Below are 21,747 nucleotides of genomic sequence, written 5' to 3'. Positions count from 1 at the left end.
TAATCTCATAAAGAGAACTAATTGTACAACTTCTTCAATATAAATTACATTAGAGTCTCTATTTTTTGCTATACTTAAACAACACAACCTGACTGAAGAGGCTCTTAGATGCATGAGAAAAATTTAGATTTTAAAGAGTTACTTGCTATTGCCCTTGGAGGTATGATAGGTGGTGGTATATTTACGATACTTGGTATATCTGTATCTATGGTAGGGGCTCTTGCTCCATTTGCCATTGCTCTTGGAGGCATAGTAGCATGGTTTGCTGCTTATGCCTATGTAAAACTTGGAGTCTACTATAAAGATGAAGGTGCGACATATGCTTTTTTTAAAAGAACCTATCCATCTTCTCATTTAGCTGCATCCTTTATTGGTTGGTATACTATATTTGGGTACATTAGTACATTAGCTCTCTATGCTTACACATTCTCCTCTTATGTCATAAGCGGATTCGATTTTTCCCAGAATGAAGTCATACGAAAATTGGTCGCTATTGGCATTATTACCCTCTTTACACTGATCAATTTATGGAGTGTGAAAGGAATGGGACGTATTGAAGATGCCATGGTATATGCAAAACTGATTATTTTGATACTCATTTCAACGCTTTTAATATATTATGCAAAAGTTGATTTTCATACTTTTGCGATAATGATGCGAAATGATTTTCAAACAACACCATTTATGAGCATCTTAATAGTCTCTTCTGTTACTTTTGTAGCCTATGAAGGGTTTCAACTCGTTATCAATGCGGTCAATGAGATGGAGAATCCCAATAAAAATATTCCAAAAGCTATTTACAGCGCAATTATTTTAGTGGCACTCATCTATTTTATCATAGCTTTAAGTGCCGTATTAGCGATTCCAGCAGATGACCTCATACGCAACAAAGAGTCAGCATTAGCCTCTGGTGCAGGAGATATAATGGGAGATATTGGCCAAAACTTTGTTATCTTTGGTGCTATTTTAGCAACAAGCAGTGCTATTAACGGAACTTTATTTGGTTCTTCGAGACAAATGGCACGAATTGCCGATGATGGCTATCTTCCAATGATTCTATCTCACAGAAAAAACAATATTCCGACAACTGCCATCATAGCAATGGCTACTATTGCGGCTCTTTTAATTGCAATTGGCGGCCTCAGACTTATACTGGAGTTTGGCAGCATAACCTTTTTACTTGTATCCTTACTCATCTCTATTGCCAATTTTAAGATTAGAAAAGATACACACAGCTCTTATATTATAACTATAAGTTCCATACTTACCCTCTTTGTTGGGACACTACTTATTTTTTACTATGAATATAAAACAAATATGGAACAGCTACTCTTTATCGGAGTACTCTATATTACTTTAAGCCTTGGAGCTTTTGGATATGCAAATATACATAAAAAATTTACGCGCTTATAAATTATTCATAAAGTTGGGATATATTTTTTTAATAATAAAGTAGATTTTACAGCCGATACAAAAATTAAAAAATACATCAAGCAAAGAACAGCTCAAAAAGACTACTGCAATACCAAGTGAAATATCCCAGATATCAATATAATGTGAGACAATTAATAAAAAGATAAAAAAAAGTCCAAAGAAACCTGCAAGTTTTTTTGCACCACCGTCAGTAAACTTACTCTCTATTTTAAAAAAATCTTTTAAAAATGTAGCAAGCATATGAATGGGGGAGACTCCGGGATTTAAAAAGAGTTTCATAATAAAATCAAATGCTAAAAAATAGAGTATAAACACATTGTTTGTATAGAGATAAAGCATCACCAGCATCGCTACAAACAAAGAGCTGAAACGTGCAATATTTGAATCAACTTTTACAAAATTCAGTGGACAAACATTTGCCATAAAAAAATCACCTACCTTACGCTAAAATATAAATCAAATTTTAGTGATATAAACTTAAAATTCAGCTATACATTTTTCTTATACTTAGATATCCTATCTTTTCAAAGTTTTTATTACTGTTTTTATAGCTTTCATAGTACTCTCTTTTGCAAAGCAGCGACGCAGTGTACATGCAAGGTAATCATTATAGTTTTCTGCTTTTCTTAAAATGTAGGGATACCATATCTCTTCAATGTTTTTGCGTTGCTGTACAAGGTTTTTCTTTGAACTTTTTAGAACAACCATCCCATACTTCTGCATTAGGTAAGCTGAAGCCAAAGCAGGTACAGTACTCTGTTTTTCTTGCAGTTCGCTATGAAGATTTTTTAAACTCTCCTGCGCAAATTTTTCATAAGTAAACGAGGCTTTTAAAGCAGCAAGCTTTAAAATATTTTGCAGCATCTTAGACTGAGCGGAAGTATAGTACTTATCACTCAAATCAGCTTTTATATGTAAATCATCATCACTCAAGTACCAAATACCATTTTTATAAAACTTCTCTTTCGCCTGCTGTAAAAGATAAGCTGCAAAATCCAACCTTTTTTCATCATACTCTACTTCATAGGCAGCTATCAAAGCGGAGATAAAAAAAGCATAATCCTCCAAAAGCCCTTTTTGTGTTGGTCTACGTTTGGGAACAGTTTGATGGTACAAAGCTCCTTTATCAAACATTAGCTCTGTTAAAGCCTCTAGATGGTTTTTCGCTTTTAATGCATAGCTTTTATCTACAACTGAAGCTATGTAGAGGGCTTCTATCATCATCGCATTCCAAGCTGTATTTATCTTTTTATCTATAAAAGGATATGCTCTTTTCTCTCTTATCTTTTGCAACTCTTTTTGAAAGACTGTAAATCCTTTTGGGCGTTTATCTGTATAAAAGTTGATATGCACTTTGTCATGAAAGTTCCCTTCAAAACTAAACTCCATCGCTTCTTCTATGGCTTTTGCGTGAGGATTATGCCGCAAGGCTTTTTTAATCTCATCCTGTGTGAAAATAAAAAAGCCACCCTCTTGTGTATTAGAATCTGCATCACTAGCACTAAAATAATAGTCTTTATATAAAAAGTATCTATCAAGCATAGCGATACTCTCTTTTATTACATCTTTATAGAGTGGTTTTGCTTCTAATACATAGCCTCGTACATAAAGCGGTATCAACTCAGCCTGTGTATAAAGCATTTTTTCAAAATGGGGTATCTCCCACGCTTCATCGACACTGTAACGGAAAAAGCCGCCATCTACATGGTCATACAATCCTCGTAAGGTCATGATATCAAGCAGTTCAAAGTAGTTTTTCTTTAACTCTTTATTATCAGTAAGTTCAGCAAGTTGCAGTACTAAAGCAGTTTTTGCGGCCTGAGGGAATCGCTTACTTTTTCCAAAACCGACATCTTCACTGTCATACTCTTTTTTTATTGACCTTATTAAACTTTTGAGAGAGAGTTGCTTCTCTTTTGTACTTTTGGGGAAACGTTTTTGTATATGCCTATAGAGATACATATTTTTTTCTAAAAGTTTTTTATTTTCATAAATATTATGTAGTTTGAGGAGTAATGTATCAAATCCCTCTGCATAACTCTCATGTAAGGGTGGAATGTAGTTTGTTATGTAAAAAACCTTTTTATCTGCTGTCATAAAAAGATTGAGCGGCCAACCTCCAAATCGTCCATAATGTTTTTTATAAAGTTGTTGATAAAGCACATCCACATGTGGCAGCTCCTCTCTGTCTATTTTTATACATATAAAATATTTATTCAGTAGTTGCGCAATCTTTTTGTTTGAAAAAGACTCCTCTTCCATTACATGACACCAATGACAGGTTGCATAACCGATAGAGAGAAAAATTGGTTTTTGCTCTTTTTTTGCTCTTTCAAATGCTTTTTTCCCCCATGGCATCCACTCTACAGGGTTGTCTGCATGTTGCAAAAGGTAAGGTGATGTTTCCTTTTCCAGCTCATTTGTCAAAAGCTGTGTAGGTAACAGAAAAAAATGAGAAAAAGCGTTACATATATTGTCTTCATTTACTGATTATACTCCAAATAATTAAATGTGATGCATTTGTGATATAGGAAAATAAAATATATGTTATAATCTCTACTTAAATTTCGAAACAATTTCAAAGGACAAAAAAAAAGATGAAAAAAATCATAAGTATTCTTTCATTTGCACTTTTACTCAATGCAAATGATACGATGACTGATGCACTTTCACTTAATCAAGCACTTGATATTCTAAAATCTCAAAACTTAGAGATTAAAGCTGCAAAGCTTGATATAAAAAGTGCTCAAGCAGAAGCTGACAGTGTATCGGGAATGAATTGGGGTAAATTAACTTTCACGCAAGATGTTGCACGCTCAGATGATGCCGGGAATGTCTTTGGATTTAAACTCACCTCACGTGAGGCGACATTTGGAGATTTTGGTTTTGCAGATTTTCTATCACCACCTCCAGGTACTACAGATATCTTAAAAGTTCAACCAAATGACTTAAACTATCCGGAAGATAGAAACTTCTTTCAAAGTAAGTTAAAGTATGAAGTACCACTCTTTACAGGTTTTGCTATCAGCAGTTACACAAAGATCATGAATGAGATGACAAGACTCAAAACACTTGATAAAGAGAAAATTCTGACAGAAAAAACATATGAGCTTAGAAAAAGCTACTATGATATGGCTCTACTAAACTCATCTATCAAAAACTTAAATAAAATTTTAGAAAATATAAACACTTTGGAAAGAACAACACAGACAATGATAGATGTAGGGTATGCAAAGCATGTAGACCTCTTGGAAGTCAAAGCAAAAAAGGGAAATGTTGCGAGACTTTTGATTCAGATGGAAGCAAACAAAAAACTGCTCTATCACTACATCAGTTTTCTGCTCAATCAAAAGGTTGATGCTATCATTCCACCTGCTTCTGAAGTTGCAATGCCAAACTTTACAAATGAAGAGATCCTAAAAAGAAATATCGATATACAAAAAGCAAATACAGGTTTAGAGATAAGAAAAAGTATGCTTGATGCAAGTCAGGCAGTTTACTATCCAACACTTGGTGCTTTTGGAGAAGTAGCAACAGCAGATGATACATTTTTAGGCGATGCAAATGACCATAAAGCATATACAGTAGGTGCAAGACTTACATGGAATCTCTTTAATGGTGGTATAGACAGTGCAAAAGTTGAAAAATCAAAAATCGAACAACTGAAAATGAAATCACAAGTAGAGCTTGCAAAACATGGAATTGCTCTCAAACTAGATAAAATACGTACAGAAATTGAAAGTTCAAATGCACAAATCGCCTCTTTGAAAAAAGAGTTAGAACTTGCAAATGCAATCTATGAAAATTATGAAGGCAGATACAAAGAAAAACTTGTCTCTATGAGCGATGTTATCATCAAACAATCTGCTCAGATAGAGAAGATTTTACAACTGCAAGTTGCAAAAAACAAACGTATAGAAAAAATATTCGCTTTAGAAAAATTAGCAAATGGAGATAAATAGATGAAAAAAATACTACTGATACTAGCACTTGGTGCTTCACTTATGGCAGAAGTACTTACACTCTCGGGAAGTGTAATCTCAGACAACCAAAAGATGATTACAAGCCGTTTTATGGGCTTTGTGACAAGTGTCAATGTAAGTGAGGGTGAAAAGGTAAAACGGGGACAGATTCTTTATACTATTGACTCACGTGAGATAGATTCAGCAAAACGTCAAGCAGAGCTCAGCCTACAAATGTATGAAAATCAATATACAAATGTAAAGATCAACCTTGAACGTCACAAAAGACTCTTAGAAAAAGATATGGTTTCAAAATATGAAGTTGAAAACCTCGAACTCGCAGAGAAAAACCTCAGAGATATGGTTGCTATCGCAAAAGCAAGACTCCAAGAGGTACAAAATCAGTATAAATATCTCATTATCAAAGCACCAAATGACGGTGTTGTTGTTGCTAAGAATATAAAAGTCGGTGAGATGGCAATGCCTGGTATGCCTGCTATCATCCTCTCAGACCTCTCAAATCTTAAAATCCTGGCAGAGATCAGTGAAACTAATCTTAATGCTATTGCTTACGGAAAAAGAGTCAAAGTTGCGATTCCATCTATCGGATTTAAAACGATTGGGAAAGTCAATGCTATTATTCCTAGCTCAAACCCTATGACACATACTTTTAAAATAAAAATCAGTTTCAATAAAAACAATAACCAAAAAATTTATCCGGGTATGTACGCAACAGTTGACATAAAGGTAGATTAAGATGAAAGAGAAAGATTTATCACATATCAAGGTCATCGATTATGCAGGAAAACTTGCCAAAGGATTTTTATACAATCCTTTGACTGCTCTTCTTGCGGTTTTTCTATTGGTACTGGGATACATCTCACTGGAAGTTATGCCACGTGAGGAAGACCCGCAAATTGCCATTAGTGGTGGTAGCGTTATCGTTGTTGCACCTGGAATGAGTCCTAAACAGATAGAGAAAGTCATCGTTGAACCACTAGAGCAAAAGCTGCGTGAGATTAAGGGTGTTGAGCATATCTACTCTATGAGTATGGAAAATGTAGCTGTTGTTAATGTTATGTACTACATCGGTCAGAACCGTGAGATATCAAACCTCAAACTCTATGATAAAGTTATGCAAAACATGGACAAAATGCCAAAAAGCATCATGCAGCCGCTTGTCAAACCATTTGATATCGACATCGATATCCCAATCCTGACTGTAGCCTTTTGGAAAGACAAAAACTCAAAACTTCCATACAGTAAGTACCTAGAAACGATTCAAAACCTTAAAAAAGAGATCAGCCAGATAAATAACGTCTCAAAAACAACACTTAAAGGGGCACATAAAGAGCAGTACAATGTCAATGTTGACCTTTCAAAACTCAAAGGTTATCACATCTCTTTGGGACAGATCATGCAAGGTATTGGGGCAATCTCTAAGATTGCACCTGATGTGGATGCCCCAACAGAAGATGGAAAACTTGTGGTCTTTGGCGTTAAAAATGCAGTTGAGAGTATTGAAGATGTTGAGAATATCATTATTGCTCAGTACATGGGAAGTCCTATATACCTTCGTGATGTGGCAACAATAACAGACGGCATAGACTTTCAAAACAAACAGAGTGCTTCACTCATTATGAAAGATGACAGCCAACTCTTCAGTACCCCTCAAATCACACTGACAGTTTCAAAACTTGCAGGCTCTAATGCTGTTTTTGTTGCAGATGATGTCAAAGAGATGTTAGAGAAGTACAAAGAGAGACTCCATCAACTAGGAATCAACTATAAAATTACACGTGACTATGGTGTAAGAGCGGATGATGCCGTAAATGAGCTTGTTCATCACCTTATCATCACTATTGCTATCATTGCTGTAATGCTGGTCTTTTTCCTTGGTTGGAAAGAGTCTCTTATTGTCACTTTTACAGTACCTGCAATTTTGGCAATCACGCTTTTTGTTGCTTATATGACAGGTCAGACTATCAACCGTATCACACTATTTGCATTCCTGCTTTCACTTGGTCTGCTTGTTGATGCCGCGATTATTGTAATTGAGAACATCCACAGACATCTTCATGACCATGACAGTGAACATAAAGATATGGATACACTGCTTATCAAAGCAACAGATGAGATCGGACGTCCTACAAACATTGCAACATTGGCAATTATCTTGACAATGGTACCTATGATGTTCGTTGGTGGAATGATGGGTGAGTTTATGAAGCCGATTCCACTCAATGTTCCAGTTGCACTACTTGCATCACTTATAGTTGCTTATATCTTTACACCGTATCTCAGTAGAAAGCTACTACGCCGTCAAGAGGATGGAGCCCACCATCATAAGATTGCAACAGAGGAGGAGAAGTAATATGCCACACCATCATCACAAGGGTAGAAAATTTGAAACTTTTGTATACAATATCTTAAACAACCCTTCGAAAAAAATATTTGTAATTATTGCAACACTTTTAGCACTTGTTGGCAGTATTATGATGCTTCCAACAAAGACTGTTGTAGCAAGAATGCTACCGGGAAAAAGTGCAAATACTTTTAATGTTTATGTAACAACACCTGCAGGAAGTTCCATTGAAGAGACACAAAAAGTTTCACAGTGTGTAATTGATCATCTTATCAAGGAAAAAGAGGTTACAGACATTGAATCTTTTTACGCTCAAGGTGCACCGCTTGATTATGCGGGGCTTGTAAAGGGAAGTGCTCTGAAACAGGGGGAACGTTTTGCAGAAATCGTTGTAAATCTTACAGATAAACATGAAAGAGCCGAAAAGTCTTTTACAATGGTACACAGACTCCGTCCCCAAATCAAAGATGCATGTGGCAATATCATAAAAGGAACTACAATAGCATTTATTGAGATGCCGTCAGGTCCTCCAACACTTGCATCTATTGCAGTTGAAGTTTATGGTCTTCACAACAATGAAGTACTGCAAATTGCACAGGATGTAGCAAAAATTCTTAAAGCAACGCCAAAACTCGTTGATGTCGATATTATGAGTGAAACACCATATGATAAGTATCAGCTCGTACCACTCAAAGATAAAATTGCAAAGAGTGGACTCAGTGTTGAGCAGGTAAATAACATTTTATACCTTGCTTTTAAAGGGATGAATGTTGCAGTTAAAAATACTATTGAACTAAACGATCAAGTCGGTATCTTTATCTCCTTAAGCAAAGATTCCAAAACGCTTTCTAATCAGGGACTAAGAACTTTAAGAGCAAAACTCAGCTCTTTATATCTTATGAATAAAAAAGGGATGATGGTCCCACTTACAGAGATTGTTGATATTGTTAAGATAAAATCAACACCGACTATCTATCATAAAGATTTGCGAACGATGGTCAATGTTACAGCTGAAACAGATATGGAATCACAGGTCTATCCTCTGCTTGAAGCAAGAGAGAAAATGATAGAGTACTTCCAGTCACATGGTTTTGAAGTAAAAAAAGCTCCGGGAATCTCTACTTATATGTTTGACCTGACACTGATTAATCAAAAAACAGGTCATGAATTTTTGCTTCGCTGGGATGGAGAGATGAAAGTAACACTTGATACCTTTAGAGACCTTGGTGCTGCATTTATCGCTGCACTTATTCTAATCTATCTTTTACTTGTTATCTACTATAAGTCTTTTGCTATCAGTGGTATCGTTCTTGCAGGAAGCTTCTTATCTATCATTGGTGTAATTGTTGGTCACTGGGTAGCTGACCTCTTTACAGTTGATGTTTTCTTCCTTACAGCTACGTCATTGATTGGTTTTATTGCACTTATGGGTATTAGCTCACGGAACTCTCTTCTTCTTATAGATTTTGCTAAATCTTTAATGGAGGAAAAAGGCATAGAGAAACGACATGCCATCGCCATTGCAAGTGCTACAAGAGCAAAGCCTATTATGCTAACTGCAATTGCCATTATCTTAGGTTCAGCGCTTCTTGCAAGTGATCCTGTCTTTGGTGGACTTGGAGTAGCACTTATCTCTGGAACAGTTGCAGCTGTTATTGTTTCACTTATTTTTATTCCAGTTCTTATGGATAATACAAAAGCTATCTAATAGCTTTTGTTAACAAACAAAAATGTTCTGTTATTTGCTATAAAAGTATTAAACGAACACTATAATTTTAAGTATTCTATGCTTTTTCTTTAGATTTATAAGAAATAATTGCTATTTGTCATATTTTCAACAATAAAATACAAAAAGTGTGTTTGTTTATTTGAAATAACTAACTGTTTTGGATAAAATGTTTGTTAATAAATAGTTGTCCGCTCGCTTCGCGACCGGACAACGGGGGCGCGGGTTGAACACCCGCTAGTCATCTGTCGCAAAGCGCAAGACAACAAGCGGGAGGAGCGAACAACCATTTGAAAACATAAATGTTTGAAAATGGCAGTCACTCACCCGCGCCCCCGTTATGAGTCAAAAGGAATTTAATTGAGTGCCATAAGTATTAAGTCCATTGTTAGTGATATAGAAGATAAAACTAATGCTTCACTATTAGTTTACCCACGGAAAAGAATAATTTTTACAGGTGAGACAAGTGACTCTCAATCAATTGCAATAGTTACTCCTGAAAGTAGTTTAAATGCTAGTGAAAAAGGTTTAGTTGATTTTACTCTAATTCAAAAAAATATTTTAGATGATTTTGATGTGGCATTAATAATTTTTAGATTAACTAATGGTGAAGTGTTCTATACTGATTATGAAACATTAAAGATTTACCTTACAGCTGAAAACATGACTTACAATGAGAGAGCTTTTGAGCATTGGAAGCTTCACATCTACCCTAATGAAGAAGTTGTTAGCATCAAAGAAAAAAACAATAAAGTGCGGATGGAAAGAAGTTTTAAATATTTAACACAAAATAGTTCAATAATTTACCCTGATGATATTAATGATAATGGACTTTTTGAAGGTGCAAAAAAGAGAGTTACAGTAAATTTTTATGAGAGAGACCCTAAAGCAAGAAAAGTTTGTTTGGAACATTACGGATATAATTGTAATATCTGTAAATTTAATTTTGAAAAGAACTTTGGAGAAATTGGAAAAAACTTTATACATGTGCATCATATTAAGCCATTATCTGAAATTAATCAAGAGTACAAAGTTAATCCAATCAAAGATTTAATACCGGTTTGCCCAAATTGTCATGCAATGCTACATAAAAAAGTACCTGCATACAGATTAGAAGAACTCAAAGATATTATTAACAGAGACTCATAACAAAACAGAGTAGCCAATAAATTACCTAGCGGCAATTTATTGGCTATACTCAGTCGTTAAAAAAAATATTTACAGATTTTTCACCAATTACTAAGTAATTGCTTTTTCAGGGGATATATTTAACTACTCCTATAAAAGAAGTAGTTAAAAGACTTATAAACGAGCGTAGCTTACGCTTTTACAAGCTTCAAGTGAAGCTAACTCTTCAAGTGTTTTGTCACTTACTGCAGTATCTACAAGAATAACTGCCAGTGCTTCTTTATTTGCACTACGAGCAAGTGAGAAATCTGAGATGTTAACATTATTGTTTGCTAAAATTGTTCCAACACTTCCGATTACACCTGGTACATCAGAGTTTTTAAAGAGAATCATATCACCTTTAATTGCTACCTCATTATCAAAACCATCAATTGATACAATACGCTGAACACCATCATCAAAGATAGTAGCAGAAATAGTCGTAGTACCCTCATTTGTAGTCAGTTTTACCGTAATAAGGTTTTTGTATACGATAGAGTCACCAAGGTTTTCAGCCTCAACCTCAATACCTTTCTCTTTTGCAACAAAGTCAGCATTTACATAGTTGATAGTCTCAGATGAGTGGCTCATAGCTCCAACTGTTACAAAAGTAGCAAGTGAATCAACATAGTTACCTATCTCTCCGTTACCGCCAACTTTGATAGAGACGATTTTAGACTTGTTAATCTGAGAAGCCATAAAACCTATTTTTTGTCCCATCTCTAAGAATGGCTTTACAAATGGAGGAATTTTACTCTCATCAATCGGTAAGTTCATTGCATTTGGATATGCGATGCCTTTTGCAGCTGCGATTGCATTCTCTGCAGCCTGTGTACCGATGTTGTACTGAGACTCGTATGTATTTGCACCTAAGTGCGGAGATACGACAATATTGTCCAAATCCAAAAGCTTGTTATTGATTGCCGGCTCTTTACCAAAAACATCTATCCCTGCAAAACGGATTTTTCCGCTTTTAAGCCCATCATAGAGTGCATCTTCATTATACAAATCACCTCTGGCACAGTTTACAAGAACCACACCGTCTTTCATCTTAGCAATCTCTTCTGCACCGATGATACCGATAGTCTCTTTGTTTTTAGGAGTATGAATCGTAATAACATCACACGCTAAGATATCATCAAAGTTCTTTGTATATGTCATATCAAGGTCAGTTACTTTAGATGGGTTGATATATGGGTCATATGCTACGATATCCATCTCAAATGCTTTTGCACGTTTCGCAACACGACTACCAATGTTACCAAAACCAATAACACCAAGTTTTTTACCCTTAAGCTCATACCCGTACCACTTCTCTCGTTTCCAGATTCTTTGGTTTTTGAGATGGTCATGAGAGTATGGGAACATTCTCATACAAGAGAGCATATGTGTCATAGTAAGTTCAACTGCAGCGATTGTGTTTGCAGTCGGTACGTTCATAACGATGATACCTTTTTTAGAACATCCTGGGATGTCAACATTATCGACACCAACACCAGCACGAACGATTGCTTTTAGGTTTGTAGCATGTTCAATGAAAAAAGCATCAACATCTGTTGAACTTCTTGTGATAGCAACATCTGCAGTTGGAATGATTTTTTCAACAAGCTCTTTTTTATCAACATCTGCTGCCATAACAAAGTTGATAGATTCATCATCTTGAAGCATTTTTAGACCCGCTTCATGAATATGGTCACATACGACTACTGTATATTTTTGCATTTTAATATTCCTCTTTATATGGCTTGATTTGTGCCAAGATTTTATAATTTTTCAGTACATTAACTAAGGAGTGTAATTTACCAATATTTTTTGAATAAATAAGTAATTCTACACCCTGCTTATCTTTTTTTAAGAAGTATTTAAGTCCATGGCGTTTGAGCTCTTCTTTAAGACAAAAGAGTTGATATGGGTCTTTCAATACTGCTGATAATTTATAGGTAATAGTTTTAGTTATTTTTTCATTTAGATCAACTTCTACATACACTTCATTTACAGGATAAAAGTACCCTTTTTTCTGTGTTTGTGACAGATGATTGAGCCAAATCTTCTCTTTTGACTTTGGTGTGATTTCTTCGCTCTTTAGTTTGAGTGGTTCACTCTCTATCAAAACCTCTTCAGAGTTGATAGAGACAAGAAAAATAGTTATGAAGATGGCAACTCCCAGTGCTAAGAGAGGAGCAAACCATTTCATAATCTTTTGCATGAAAAGTTCTTATTTAAACTTATCTTTGATTAAGTCACCTAAAGAGTGTGACTCATTATCATTAATCTCTTCAAGCATTGCTTGATTTTTAATGTAATCTAATTTTTTAACAGAAAGACGGATACGATCACGACGAGTATCGATGTTAGCAACTGCTGCTTCTATCTCTTGACCTGACTCTAACTCCTCTTTGTTCAGTGGAGCTAAATCTTCATCACGGATTAACGCGTCAACACCATCTTCTAAAGATACAAATACACCGAAGTCTTTAATATCACGGATAGTACCTTTTACGATAGAGTTTACTTTGTGTGTTTTAGCAAATTGATCAACAGGAGACTCTAAAAGAGTTTTTCTGTTTAAAGAGATCTTTTGGTCTTGCTCATTGATTTTAGCAATTTTTACTTCAACCTCTTCACCAGATTTCAGTACATCTTTTGCTTTTGTATTTTTGTCCCAAGAGATATCTTGGTTATGTAAAAGACCTTCAACACCATCGATGCGAACAAATGCACCAAAGTCAGTCAGTGATGTAACTGTACCAGTTACGATATCACCTTCGTTATATTTCTTCAAGAACTCATCAAATGGTTTTGGAAGAAGTCTTTTTAATGATACACGAAGTTTATGAGTTTTAGGGTTAATCTCGATTACTTCAACATCAATCTCTTGACCTACTTCTAAATAGTCACCCGGATTTTTAACATTTTTGTTCCAAGTAATTTCTGAGATATGTAAGAAACCTTCGATGTCGTTTCCTAAATCTACAAATGCACCGTAGTTTTCAATGTTTGAAACAGTTACAGTGATAGTATCACCTTCATCAAGCTCAGACTCTACTTCAGCCCATGGATCTGGATGAACTGCTTTGATAGAGAGTGAAAGGTGACGCTTATCTTTATCATAAGAGATAGCTTTTACAGTTACCGGATCACCTTCGTTATAAAGTTTTGACGGATTAACCGGCCCTTTATAAGAGATCTCGTTATAGTGAACAAGTCCATCAACACCACCAACATCAACAAACATACCGTATGAAGTGATTTTCTTGATAACACCTTCAACTACAACATCTTCTGCCATAAGTTGATCGATGATCTCTTTTTTCTTCTTACGCTCTTCGTTGAAAAGTTTTCTACGAGAAACGATGATTGAGTTCTCTTCCGGGTCAATTTTAACAACCTGTGCTTTGATCTTACGACCTACTACATCATCACTGTCTTTAAAAGCAGCAAGTGAACGTGGCATAAAGAAAGAGACTGCATCAGCTTCTACTACATAACCACCACGGTTTTTCTTTGTAATAACACCTTCGATTACTAAGTTTTCAAAATCTTCTTTGTGTGCATCAATAAACTCAATAGTTTTCTCTTGCTCTAACACTTTTTTGTAAGAGATTTTAGGACGCTCATTGTAGTATCCCATAATCATTACTTTGATTTTATCACCAGTACCAAATTTCAGTTCACCGTTCTCATCACAGATCTCATCTAAATTGATAATACCTTCTAGTTTATCACCTACACCTACTAATGCTCTGTTATCATCAGCCTGAATCTCTACTATTTCGCCTTCTACTATACGGCTTGTCTCTTGTTGTTTTTCGCTTGCAGCAAACATCTCTGCAAAATTTTCTTCTTCTTCAAATGATTCGTTATCGAACGCCATTGCCTATCCTCTGTTACATAAAAATTGCGTGATTATAACTAAAATATGATTATATTGGTATTAAACTTGGGAAGTTTTGGAGAATTTAGCTTTTCCTGTTTCCATGTTTTCTATGAAAACAAGAAATCTTTAAAAGAGAAAAAGCTCTTTAATTGACACCTTTTTGAATGGCATCCACAACATTTTGGATAATCCAGTCAGGTGTGGAAGCCCCGGCTGAGATACCACATAGCTCTTTGCCTTCAAACCATGACATATCTATCTCATTTTCATCTTCGATATGATACGAATCGGGACAGTTTTCATGGGCTATGTTAAAAAGCTGCTTTGTATTTGAAGAATTTTTTCCACCGATGATTATCATCACATCGGCACGCTTAGAGAGCTTTCTCGCGGCATCCTGATTTTCAAAGGTCGCATTACAAATAGTGTTAAAGACACGTACCTCTTTATAACGAGGAATAAGATAGTTTGCTATCTTCATATAGTCTTCAACTTTTCTCGTTGTCTGGGCAATCAAAGCGATACGTTCATGGAGTTTTAAATCTTCTAAATCTTCTACTTCCGTAACAACGGTTGCACCATGTGTAGCGTATGATTTCACCCCTTTTATCTCCGGATGCTTCTCATCGCCAAAGATAACGACACTGTACCCTGCTTCACTCATCTCTTGAGCGATCTCTTGGGGTTTTGTCACAAAGGGACAGGTTGCATCAACAACATCAACACCGCTCTCTTTTAAAGCTTTAAGCTCATCTTTGACTATTCCATGCGTTCTTACAATCGCCTTGTCACCTGGCTGGAATGTTGTAAAATCCTCAACAAGCCCTACTTTGTAGTCACTGTCGAGTCTTGCTATCTCTTTGGAGTTATGAATAAGCGGTCCATAGGTTGCCGCATTTCTATTCTCTTCTGCAATCTTAATCGCACGCTTTACCCCAAAACAAAAACCATAACTCTCAGCAAGTTCTATTTTCATTTTGCAAACTCCACATCTGTAATCTTTTGCAAGAGTTCAAAAAAGTTTGGAAAAGAGGTATTGATACACTCTAGGTCAGTTACTTTCATGCCACAACGAAGTCCCGCGATAATAAAGCTCATAGCTATTCTATGGTCTCCATCACTCTCAACCTCTGCTGATTTTAGCTCACCACCGACAATTCTATAACCATCTTTGTACTCATGCACTTCAATACCACAAGCACGAAGTCCTTCGACTACCGTTGCAATTCTGTCAGACTCTTTAACACGTAACTCTTCGGCGTTTTTAACAAGACTCTCACCCTCAGCACATGCCATAGCGATACTTAAAGCAGGAAGTTCATCAATAAGCCAAGAGATATTATCCTCTATTACAATACCATGTAAAGGAGCATGTTTTACTTTAATATTTCCAACTGGTTCATACTTGTTATCACGCAGTTCATAAGAGATATCTGCACCCATACGTTCGAGTGCTTTAAAAGCCTCTATACGCGTAGGATTGAGCGTTACACCTTCGAGTGTTACTTCACTTCCCGGAGTAATAGCAGCGGCAACTGCAAAGAAAAATGCAGAAGATGGGTCAGCAGGTACTCTTATTTTAAGAGGTAAAAGTAAGCCCTCAAGCGGTGTAACAGTAGTTTTTAGTCCATCTACTTCAATCTTTGCACCCATTCCACGCAGCATTCTCTCCGTATGGTCACGTGAGAGTTCCGGTTCTGTATAGCTACAAACACCATCGGCTCTCAGTGCTGCTAAGATCATACACGACTTCACTTGAGCTGATGCAATTTTAGACTCATAATCAAAAGCCTTCAGTGATGCACCGCGAATAGAGAGCGGTGCCAAATCACCATGCTCACGCCCGTCAATCTTTGCACCGATGCTGATAAGTGGAGCCGTTACACGCTTCATCGGACGACGACGCAGATACTTGTCTCCTGTTAGGACAAAATGTCCCTCAGCTGAGCTTAAAAGCCCGCAGAAAAGACGCATTCCCGTTCCCGAGTTTCCACAATCTAAAATCTCAAATGGCTCTTTGATACCATCAGAAGATATTTTAATGGTTTTGCCGTCATCTTCAACTTTTGCACCGAGATTTTTAACGATTTCCAAAGAGTTTAAGGTATCTTCAGCACGTAAAAAGTTCTCAATTTCACTCACTCCGTCTGCAAGCATTGCGAACATTACACTTCTGTGCGAAATGGATTTATCGGGTGCGATCTCTGAGATACTCAGTGCAAAATTTTTAGCTGAAGTGACAACAACACTGCTCATTATCTTAATCCTATACCTAGTTGAGAACCTAACTGTTCTAAAATCGTTTCCATTACATTTGTTATTTCTTCTTCTTCAAGAGTTTTTGCAACTGACTGCAGAACAAAACGGATAGAGAGACTCATATTTTCACCAAGTGTTTCATCTGTATATTTATCAACCGGATAAAAACGAACTAAGTTAGGTATTTTTGATGTTTCTATTATCTCTTTTACTTTTTCATACGGCATATCTTTTGGCATAATGAGACTTAAATCTCTAAAAGATGCCTGATATTTTGATCTTTTCTGAGCTGTTTTGAGCTCATAGCTTAACTTGTCAAAATCAAGTTCACACATAAATGTCATATCTAAATCATACGCTTTTTCTACTTCCGGATGTACTCTAAAGAGCTCACCGATCACTTCACCATTTTGTACTACTGCAGCACACTGGTAGATGTGTGAAAGTTTATGCTCTGTCGTATGCTCACGCAGTACTACATCACCGATAATATCTGCAATCTTTTGAACAAAACCTGCAAAATCAACTTTTGCAGGTTTTCCTGTATTACTCAGTGATTCATTCTCTCTTTGGCCACTGAAAAGAAATGCAGCTTTGAGCGTCTCTTCTCTTGTCGGTGAGAAAACAGAACCAACTTCAAAGAGTTTTACAGATGCATAACCATTTTTTACATTTTGTGAAGCTGCCTTTAATAGTCCTGTTAAAAGTGTAGGACGTAAAGTATCGAGTGTTTGAACGATCGGATTTAAAAGTTCAAGTTCATCTTTTGTTGTTTTAAACCCATAAGATTCCAACACTTTTTTCTCATCAAATACAAAGTGTACTGATTCAAAAAATCCGCTTTGTGCCGCTTTTTTTCTGTATACAGAGCGTTTTTTATAAGCAAAGTAGTTATCTTCGAGTCTGTTTGCCTCTTGGAGTAAGAAGGGTTTTGAAGGGATATTATCAATCCCGACCATTCTTACAATCTCTTCCACGATATCTTGTTTATTGACAATATCATGACGGAACTGTGGTACGGTAATGACAAAGTTGTCCGTTGAAGATTTTGATGTGTCAAAACCTAAGTTTTTAAGTATCTTGGCAATAACACTTTTGTCAATCTCCGCACCGATAATCTCGTCGATTTCCTGTTTTGTCACTGTGACAATCTTCTCTTTGAATGATTTAGAGAGCTCTACCGTACCGCTGAAAGTAGTAGAGTTCGAATACTCCTCAATCAAATCAATACAGTAAGAGAGTCCAGCTTCGAGTTCAGGCTCACTTCCACGTGAGGTTTTATAAAACATCGGACCTGATTCTATCTTAGACTCTGCCATCTTTTTCGAGATAATGTCCGGTGGAATGTAAGAGGCTTCAAGAACGACAGTACCACTGCCCTCTTTCATCTTCGACTCTTCTTTTTGGATGATTCCAACAATGGATGCGATCTCTTTTTGCTCATTTTCAATACATGCAAAACCATGTTCATCTTCTCCAAGAATCACTTTGCCCATCTTCTCATCATCATGTGCAAAAAAGTTATGTCTGTATGCTCTGAGTATTACTCCCGTAGAGTGTGTTACATAGAGCATCATAGACTCTACATCACATGCTCTGCTCTCTTCGATTTGCGCAAGTCTGAGTTTTACAATAAACGGCAGTGTGAGCTCTTTTAAATCCAGTGCTTTGTAGCGAAGATTTACATCCAAATCTTTTTCATGTACTAGTGAGAGTATACGTCCAATACCTCTTTTTTCGTCATTATCAGTTACCGTGTACTCTTTTACCGGTCTGTCAAATGCAGCTGAAAGGTCACGTGCAACACCACGAATACTCAGACAGTCTCCTCTGTTTGCAGTAAGTTCTATCTCGATTAAATCATCATTAAAGAAAGGATTTTGATTGACTTCCTGTCCAAGTTCAAACTTTCCAATGCTGCTGTCAAGCTCCATAATTCCATTACCTGTATCAGGCAAACCTAACTCAGAAGAAGAACATATCATCCCCTCAGAGTCAACTCCACGCAGTTTTACAGGTTTGATAGCCATCCCGTTTGGCATTTCAGCACCGATTGTTGCAACGGCAACAGTGAGTCCTGCACGAACATTTGAAGCTCCACAAACAATCTGACGTGTTGCACTGCCGATATCTACTTTACAAACATTGAGCTTATCGGCATCCGGATGTTTTTCACATTCTAAAACTTTTCCGAAAACTATCTTTTTAGGAACTCTGTACTCATGAACACGATCTACTTCTAAACCAATGGCATTAAATGTTTTCGCAATATCTTCTGTAGAAATTCCCTCAAGGTCTATCCACTCTTGTAACCAAGATCTTGTAACTATCATTGAAATTGCTCCAGTAATTTAATATCGCCTTCAAACAGTGAACGAAGGTCTCCAATCTGATGAATCAGCATTGCAAATCTCTCTACTCCAAGACCAAATGCATAACCGCTGACATCTTTATAATTAACCGCTTCAAATACATTAGGGTCAACGATTCCGCATCCAAGTACTTCAAGCCAGCCCGTATGTGAACATACACGACACCCCTCACCTTTACAAAAGACACAAGAGATATCTACTTCGGCAGAAGGCTCTGTGAACGGAAAGAACGACGGGCGAAAACGTACAGCCACATCACCGAACATATACTTCAAAAAGTCCTCTAAAATAAACTTCAGATTTGCAAAAGAGACTTTTCCGGCCTCATCAACCAAAAGCCCTTCAATCTGGTGAAACATCGGTGTATGCGTAAGGTCATAATCACGACGAAATACGGCACCTGGAGCTATCATACGAATAGGCGGTTTCGTCTCAAGCATCGTTCTGATTTGTACAGGAGAGGTATGCGTGCGAAGAAGCATCTCATCTTTAAAGTAAAAAGTATCTTGCATATCACGTGCCGGATGGTATTTTGGAAGATTCAGTGCTTCAAAATTGTGAAAGTCATCCTCTACCATTTTTCCGGTTTTTACTGCAAAGTTCATTGATGAGAAGTACTCTACGATTCTGTCCATCGTCTCCATTACCGGATGCAGTGCTCCTGCTGATGAAGAAGTGCTAAACATAGAGACATCAATAGCTTCTGCTTTCATAGCCTCTTTAAGTGCTTCAGTTTCAAGCACTATTTTCTTCGCTGTAAATTCATTCATCAGGTTTTGTTTGTGTGCATTGAGATCTTTTGCAAATTGCGCTTTTTGCTCATTTGGAACATCTTTCATCTTAGCGAACTCAGCTGCCAAGACACCTTTCTTTCCAAACAGTGCAATACGTATCTCTTCTAATGCATCAATGCTTGTTGCTTCGTTTATTTTATCGTACCACTCTTTCAATTGAGAGTCTCCATAATTGTAAAATTTTAGAGAGATTATAGCAAATATAATTTATAAACAGCTTCATTTAGCGTATTATGTGCTACAATAAGTCAAAAAAGAAGGAAAATAATATGTGTTTATTTTGTAAGATAGTCAACAAAGAGATACCTGCAAATATCATTGCAGAAGATGAGAATTTTTTAGCATTTCATGACATTAATCCAAAGGCACCTGTACATATTTTGGCTATTCTAAAAATTCACGTTGAGAGTTTTAATGAAGTAACACCAGAGACGATGGCAGGAATGACAACATTCATTCAAGAAGTAGCACGTGAGACAAAAATAGATGAGAGCGGATACAGAATCATTACAAATGTCGGTGAAAATGGTGGTCAAGAGGTAAAACACCTCCATTTTCATATCCTTGGAGGGGCAAAACTTAAATGGGGTCACTTCAGTGATGCAGACCCAAAAGACTTCATATAACACAATGTTTAAAACATTCGTAGCATCTGCACTCCTTATATCGTGTGCATCTGCTATATCCTCTTTTGACTCCTATAAAAAATCTCAAAAAAGCAATTTTACGCAAGAAAAATCACAGTTTTCAGACTACAAAAAAGCCCAGCAAAAAGCTTTTAGCTCCTACATCAAAGAGTTAGAGAAATATTGGAAAAAACCAATAATGACGAGCAAGAAAAAACTCGTCTCCTATGCAAAAGACAAAAAAAGTCGTACTATCATAGATTTTGGACATAACAGACTCACTATTGAAACATTGGCAAAAGAGACTCAAGAAGCAGAGCAAAAACTCTCTTTAGCTTTGGTACAGGCTGTCACTTTTAATACAGAAGATTTTTATAACAACGATGAGTTTGAGCAGCAACTAGCAAAGATAGAAGCATCTCATAAAATAGCAACACCAAAAATTGATGCTGAACCTGTTTTAGCACCCATTTTTTTTAAAGAACAACCGACAAAAAAAAGTCTCTATCACTTTGTGAAACACAATATCACGCCAGAGAAAATTCAAATACAAAAAAGTTCAAAAATCAAAACAGACAAAGTCTATACGCTTACTATTTCTCTTCCAAAAGATGCAACAATCAAGCGCTCATTTATCTACTATGAGGATGTAAAACGAGAAGCAACAAGACAACAGATTCCACTTGCTTTGGTTTTTGCCATTATACATTCAGAGAGTAGTTTCAATCCGATGGCACGCTCTTACGTACCTGCATACGGGTTGATGCAAATCGTACCCCGTACTGCCGGAATTGACGCTTACTATCATCTTTATAAAAAGAAACGTCTTGTAGGGAGTTCCTATCTCTACAACTCCAAGAACAACATAAAAATGGGCTCTGCATATTTGCATGTTCTTTATTATAAATATCTTCATCACATCAAAAACCCGACAAGCCGTCTCTACTGTACTATAGCAGCGTATAATACCGGTGCAGGAAACGTAGCTCGTGCATTTGTAGGGACAAATGATACCTACAGAGCAGCACAAATGATAAACAGACTTACACCTGAGGAAGTCTATACAAGACTACTGAAGGATTTACGTTACAGTGAAGCGAAAAGATATTTGATGAAAGTAAGAAAAAGAATGAAGCTCTATAAGAAGATTTATGAGAGTTAGAGA

Annotated in this window: 17 protein-coding genes; 8 read left to right on the top strand and 9 right to left on the bottom strand. The window is 36.5% G+C overall.

The window, feature by feature from the left end:
* Positions 1 to 108: 108 nt before the first annotated feature.
* Positions 109 to 1,413: an APC family permease gene (locus MNY27_RS00720; RefSeq protein ID WP_346391756.1), complete on the top strand. Its 1,305-nt coding sequence runs from the start codon at positions 109 to 111 to the stop codon at positions 1,411 to 1,413.
* Here MNY27_RS00720 and MNY27_RS00715 read toward each other — a convergent pair.
* Together MNY27_RS00715 and MNY27_RS00710 are read right to left on the bottom strand one after the other, a co-directional pair.
* Entirely contained in the window at positions 1,408 to 1,857 is a 450-nt protein-coding gene (locus tag MNY27_RS00715) for a DUF4395 domain-containing protein (RefSeq protein WP_346391755.1), read from the bottom strand. The two genes, MNY27_RS00720 and MNY27_RS00715, sit on opposite strands and share 6 nt — an antisense overlap.
* Positions 1,858 to 1,950: 93 nt before the next feature.
* On the bottom strand, positions 1,951 to 3,861 hold the full coding sequence (locus MNY27_RS00710) for a DUF255 domain-containing protein (RefSeq protein WP_346391754.1): 1,911 nt from the start codon (positions 3,859 to 3,861) through the stop codon (positions 1,951 to 1,953).
* A gap of 170 nt (positions 3,862 to 4,031) precedes the next feature.
* Here MNY27_RS00710 and MNY27_RS00705 point away from each other — a divergent pair, with 170 nt between their 5' ends.
* The 5 genes from MNY27_RS00705 to MNY27_RS00685 all read left to right on the top strand — a co-directional run bounded on the left by MNY27_RS00705 (position 4,032) and on the right by MNY27_RS00685 (position 10,636).
* Positions 4,032 to 5,396, top strand: a complete 1,365-nt coding sequence (locus MNY27_RS00705) for a TolC family protein (RefSeq protein WP_152183580.1) — start codon at positions 4,032 to 4,034, stop codon at positions 5,394 to 5,396.
* Positions 5,397 to 6,152 (top strand): efflux RND transporter periplasmic adaptor subunit, encoded by a 756-nt coding sequence (locus MNY27_RS00700; protein ID WP_152183579.1) that lies wholly within the window; start codon positions 5,397 to 5,399, stop codon positions 6,150 to 6,152.
* 1 nt (position 6,153) lies between these two features.
* A complete protein-coding gene (locus tag MNY27_RS00695; RefSeq protein ID WP_152183578.1) occupies positions 6,154 to 7,770 on the top strand; it encodes an efflux RND transporter permease subunit in 1,617 nt (538 codons plus the stop codon).
* 1 nt (position 7,771) lies between these two features.
* A complete protein-coding gene (locus MNY27_RS00690) occupies positions 7,772 to 9,469 on the top strand; it encodes an efflux RND transporter permease subunit (RefSeq protein ID WP_152183577.1) in 1,698 nt (565 codons plus the stop codon).
* A 378-nt stretch (positions 9,470 to 9,847) separates the two neighbouring features.
* On the top strand, positions 9,848 to 10,636 hold the full coding sequence (locus MNY27_RS00685) for an HNH endonuclease (RefSeq protein WP_346391753.1): 789 nt from the start codon (positions 9,848 to 9,850) through the stop codon (positions 10,634 to 10,636).
* 153 nt (positions 10,637 to 10,789) lie between these two features.
* Here the strand turns inward: MNY27_RS00685 and serA are convergent, their stop codons facing one another.
* The 7 genes from serA to pheS all read right to left on the bottom strand — a co-directional run bounded on the left by serA (position 10,790) and on the right by pheS (position 20,112).
* Positions 10,790 to 12,376: a phosphoglycerate dehydrogenase gene (gene serA / locus MNY27_RS00680; RefSeq protein WP_346391752.1), complete on the bottom strand. Its 1,587-nt coding sequence runs from the start codon at positions 12,374 to 12,376 to the stop codon at positions 10,790 to 10,792.
* Position 12,377: 1 nt separating this feature from the next.
* Positions 12,378 to 12,860 (bottom strand): hypothetical protein, encoded by a 483-nt coding sequence (locus tag MNY27_RS00675; RefSeq protein ID WP_152183574.1) that lies wholly within the window; start codon positions 12,858 to 12,860, stop codon positions 12,378 to 12,380.
* A gap of 9 nt (positions 12,861 to 12,869) precedes the next feature.
* Entirely contained in the window at positions 12,870 to 14,528 is a 1,659-nt protein-coding gene (locus MNY27_RS00670; protein WP_346391751.1) for a 30S ribosomal protein S1, read from the bottom strand.
* Positions 14,529 to 14,676: 148 nt separating this feature from the next.
* On the bottom strand, positions 14,677 to 15,507 hold the full coding sequence (locus MNY27_RS00665; RefSeq protein WP_346391750.1) for a 4-hydroxy-3-methylbut-2-enyl diphosphate reductase: 831 nt from the start codon (positions 15,505 to 15,507) through the stop codon (positions 14,677 to 14,679).
* Positions 15,504 to 16,787, bottom strand: coding sequence for a 3-phosphoshikimate 1-carboxyvinyltransferase (gene aroA / locus MNY27_RS00660; RefSeq protein ID WP_346391749.1), 1,284 nt, complete (start codon positions 16,785 to 16,787; stop codon positions 15,504 to 15,506). The genes MNY27_RS00665 and aroA overlap by 4 nt, the downstream gene beginning before the upstream one ends.
* Entirely contained in the window at positions 16,787 to 19,123 is a 2,337-nt protein-coding gene (gene pheT / locus MNY27_RS00655) for a phenylalanine--tRNA ligase subunit beta (protein ID WP_346391748.1), read from the bottom strand. Before pheT ends, aroA begins: the two co-directional genes overlap by 1 nt.
* On the bottom strand, positions 19,120 to 20,112 hold the full coding sequence (gene pheS / locus MNY27_RS00650) for a phenylalanine--tRNA ligase subunit alpha (protein ID WP_152183567.1): 993 nt from the start codon (positions 20,110 to 20,112) through the stop codon (positions 19,120 to 19,122). The genes pheT and pheS overlap by 4 nt, the downstream gene beginning before the upstream one ends.
* Before the next feature lie 113 nt (positions 20,113 to 20,225).
* On the opposite strand from pheS, the gene MNY27_RS00645 reads away from it, so the two are divergent.
* A complete protein-coding gene (locus MNY27_RS00645; RefSeq protein WP_152183566.1) occupies positions 20,226 to 20,582 on the top strand; it encodes a histidine triad nucleotide-binding protein in 357 nt (118 codons plus the stop codon).
* A 4-nt stretch (positions 20,583 to 20,586) separates the two neighbouring features.
* Positions 20,587 to 21,744, top strand: coding sequence for a murein transglycosylase domain-containing protein (locus MNY27_RS00640; RefSeq protein WP_346391747.1), 1,158 nt, complete (start codon positions 20,587 to 20,589; stop codon positions 21,742 to 21,744).
* Positions 21,745 to 21,747 lie beyond the last annotated feature (3 nt).

It is taken from the genome of Sulfurimonas sp. NWX79 (genome assembly GCF_039667035.1).
In the GTDB taxonomy this organism is placed as follows: domain Bacteria; phylum Campylobacterota; class Campylobacteria; order Campylobacterales; family Sulfurimonadaceae; genus Sulfurimonas; species Sulfurimonas indica.
This window is presented reverse-complemented; position numbering and strand designations above follow the sequence as displayed.

Bases quoted from the DNA above. Each gene is read 5' to 3' on its own strand.
- MNY27_RS00670 (WP_346391751.1), bottom strand. From the start codon at position 14,528: ATGGCGTTCGATAACGAATCATTTGAAGAAGAAGAAAATTTTGCAGAG.
- MNY27_RS00665 (WP_346391750.1), bottom strand. From the start codon at position 15,507: ATGAAAATAGAACTTGCTGAGAGTTATGGTTTTTGTTTTGGGGTAAAG.
- MNY27_RS00695 (WP_152183578.1), top strand. From the start codon at position 6,154: ATGAAAGAGAAAGATTTATCACATATCAAGGTCATCGATTATGCAGGA.
- MNY27_RS00645 (WP_152183566.1), top strand. From the start codon at position 20,226: ATGTGTTTATTTTGTAAGATAGTCAACAAAGAGATACCTGCAAATATC.
- MNY27_RS00700 (WP_152183579.1), top strand. From the start codon at position 5,397: ATGAAAAAAATACTACTGATACTAGCACTTGGTGCTTCACTTATGGCA.
- MNY27_RS00690 (WP_152183577.1), top strand. From the start codon at position 7,772: ATGCCACACCATCATCACAAGGGTAGAAAATTTGAAACTTTTGTATAC.
- serA (WP_346391752.1), bottom strand. From the start codon at position 12,376: ATGCAAAAATATACAGTAGTCGTATGTGACCATATTCATGAAGCGGGT.
- aroA (WP_346391749.1), bottom strand. From the start codon at position 16,787: ATGAGCAGTGTTGTTGTCACTTCAGCTAAAAATTTTGCACTGAGTATC.
- MNY27_RS00675 (WP_152183574.1), bottom strand. From the start codon at position 12,860: ATGCAAAAGATTATGAAATGGTTTGCTCCTCTCTTAGCACTGGGAGTT.
- pheT (WP_346391748.1), bottom strand. From the start codon at position 19,123: ATGATAGTTACAAGATCTTGGTTACAAGAGTGGATAGACCTTGAGGGA.
- MNY27_RS00640 (WP_346391747.1), top strand. From the start codon at position 20,587: ATGTTTAAAACATTCGTAGCATCTGCACTCCTTATATCGTGTGCATCT.
- MNY27_RS00715 (WP_346391755.1), bottom strand. From the start codon at position 1,857: ATGGCAAATGTTTGTCCACTGAATTTTGTAAAAGTTGATTCAAATATT.
- MNY27_RS00720 (WP_346391756.1), top strand. From the start codon at position 109: ATGCATGAGAAAAATTTAGATTTTAAAGAGTTACTTGCTATTGCCCTT.
- MNY27_RS00705 (WP_152183580.1), top strand. From the start codon at position 4,032: ATGAAAAAAATCATAAGTATTCTTTCATTTGCACTTTTACTCAATGCA.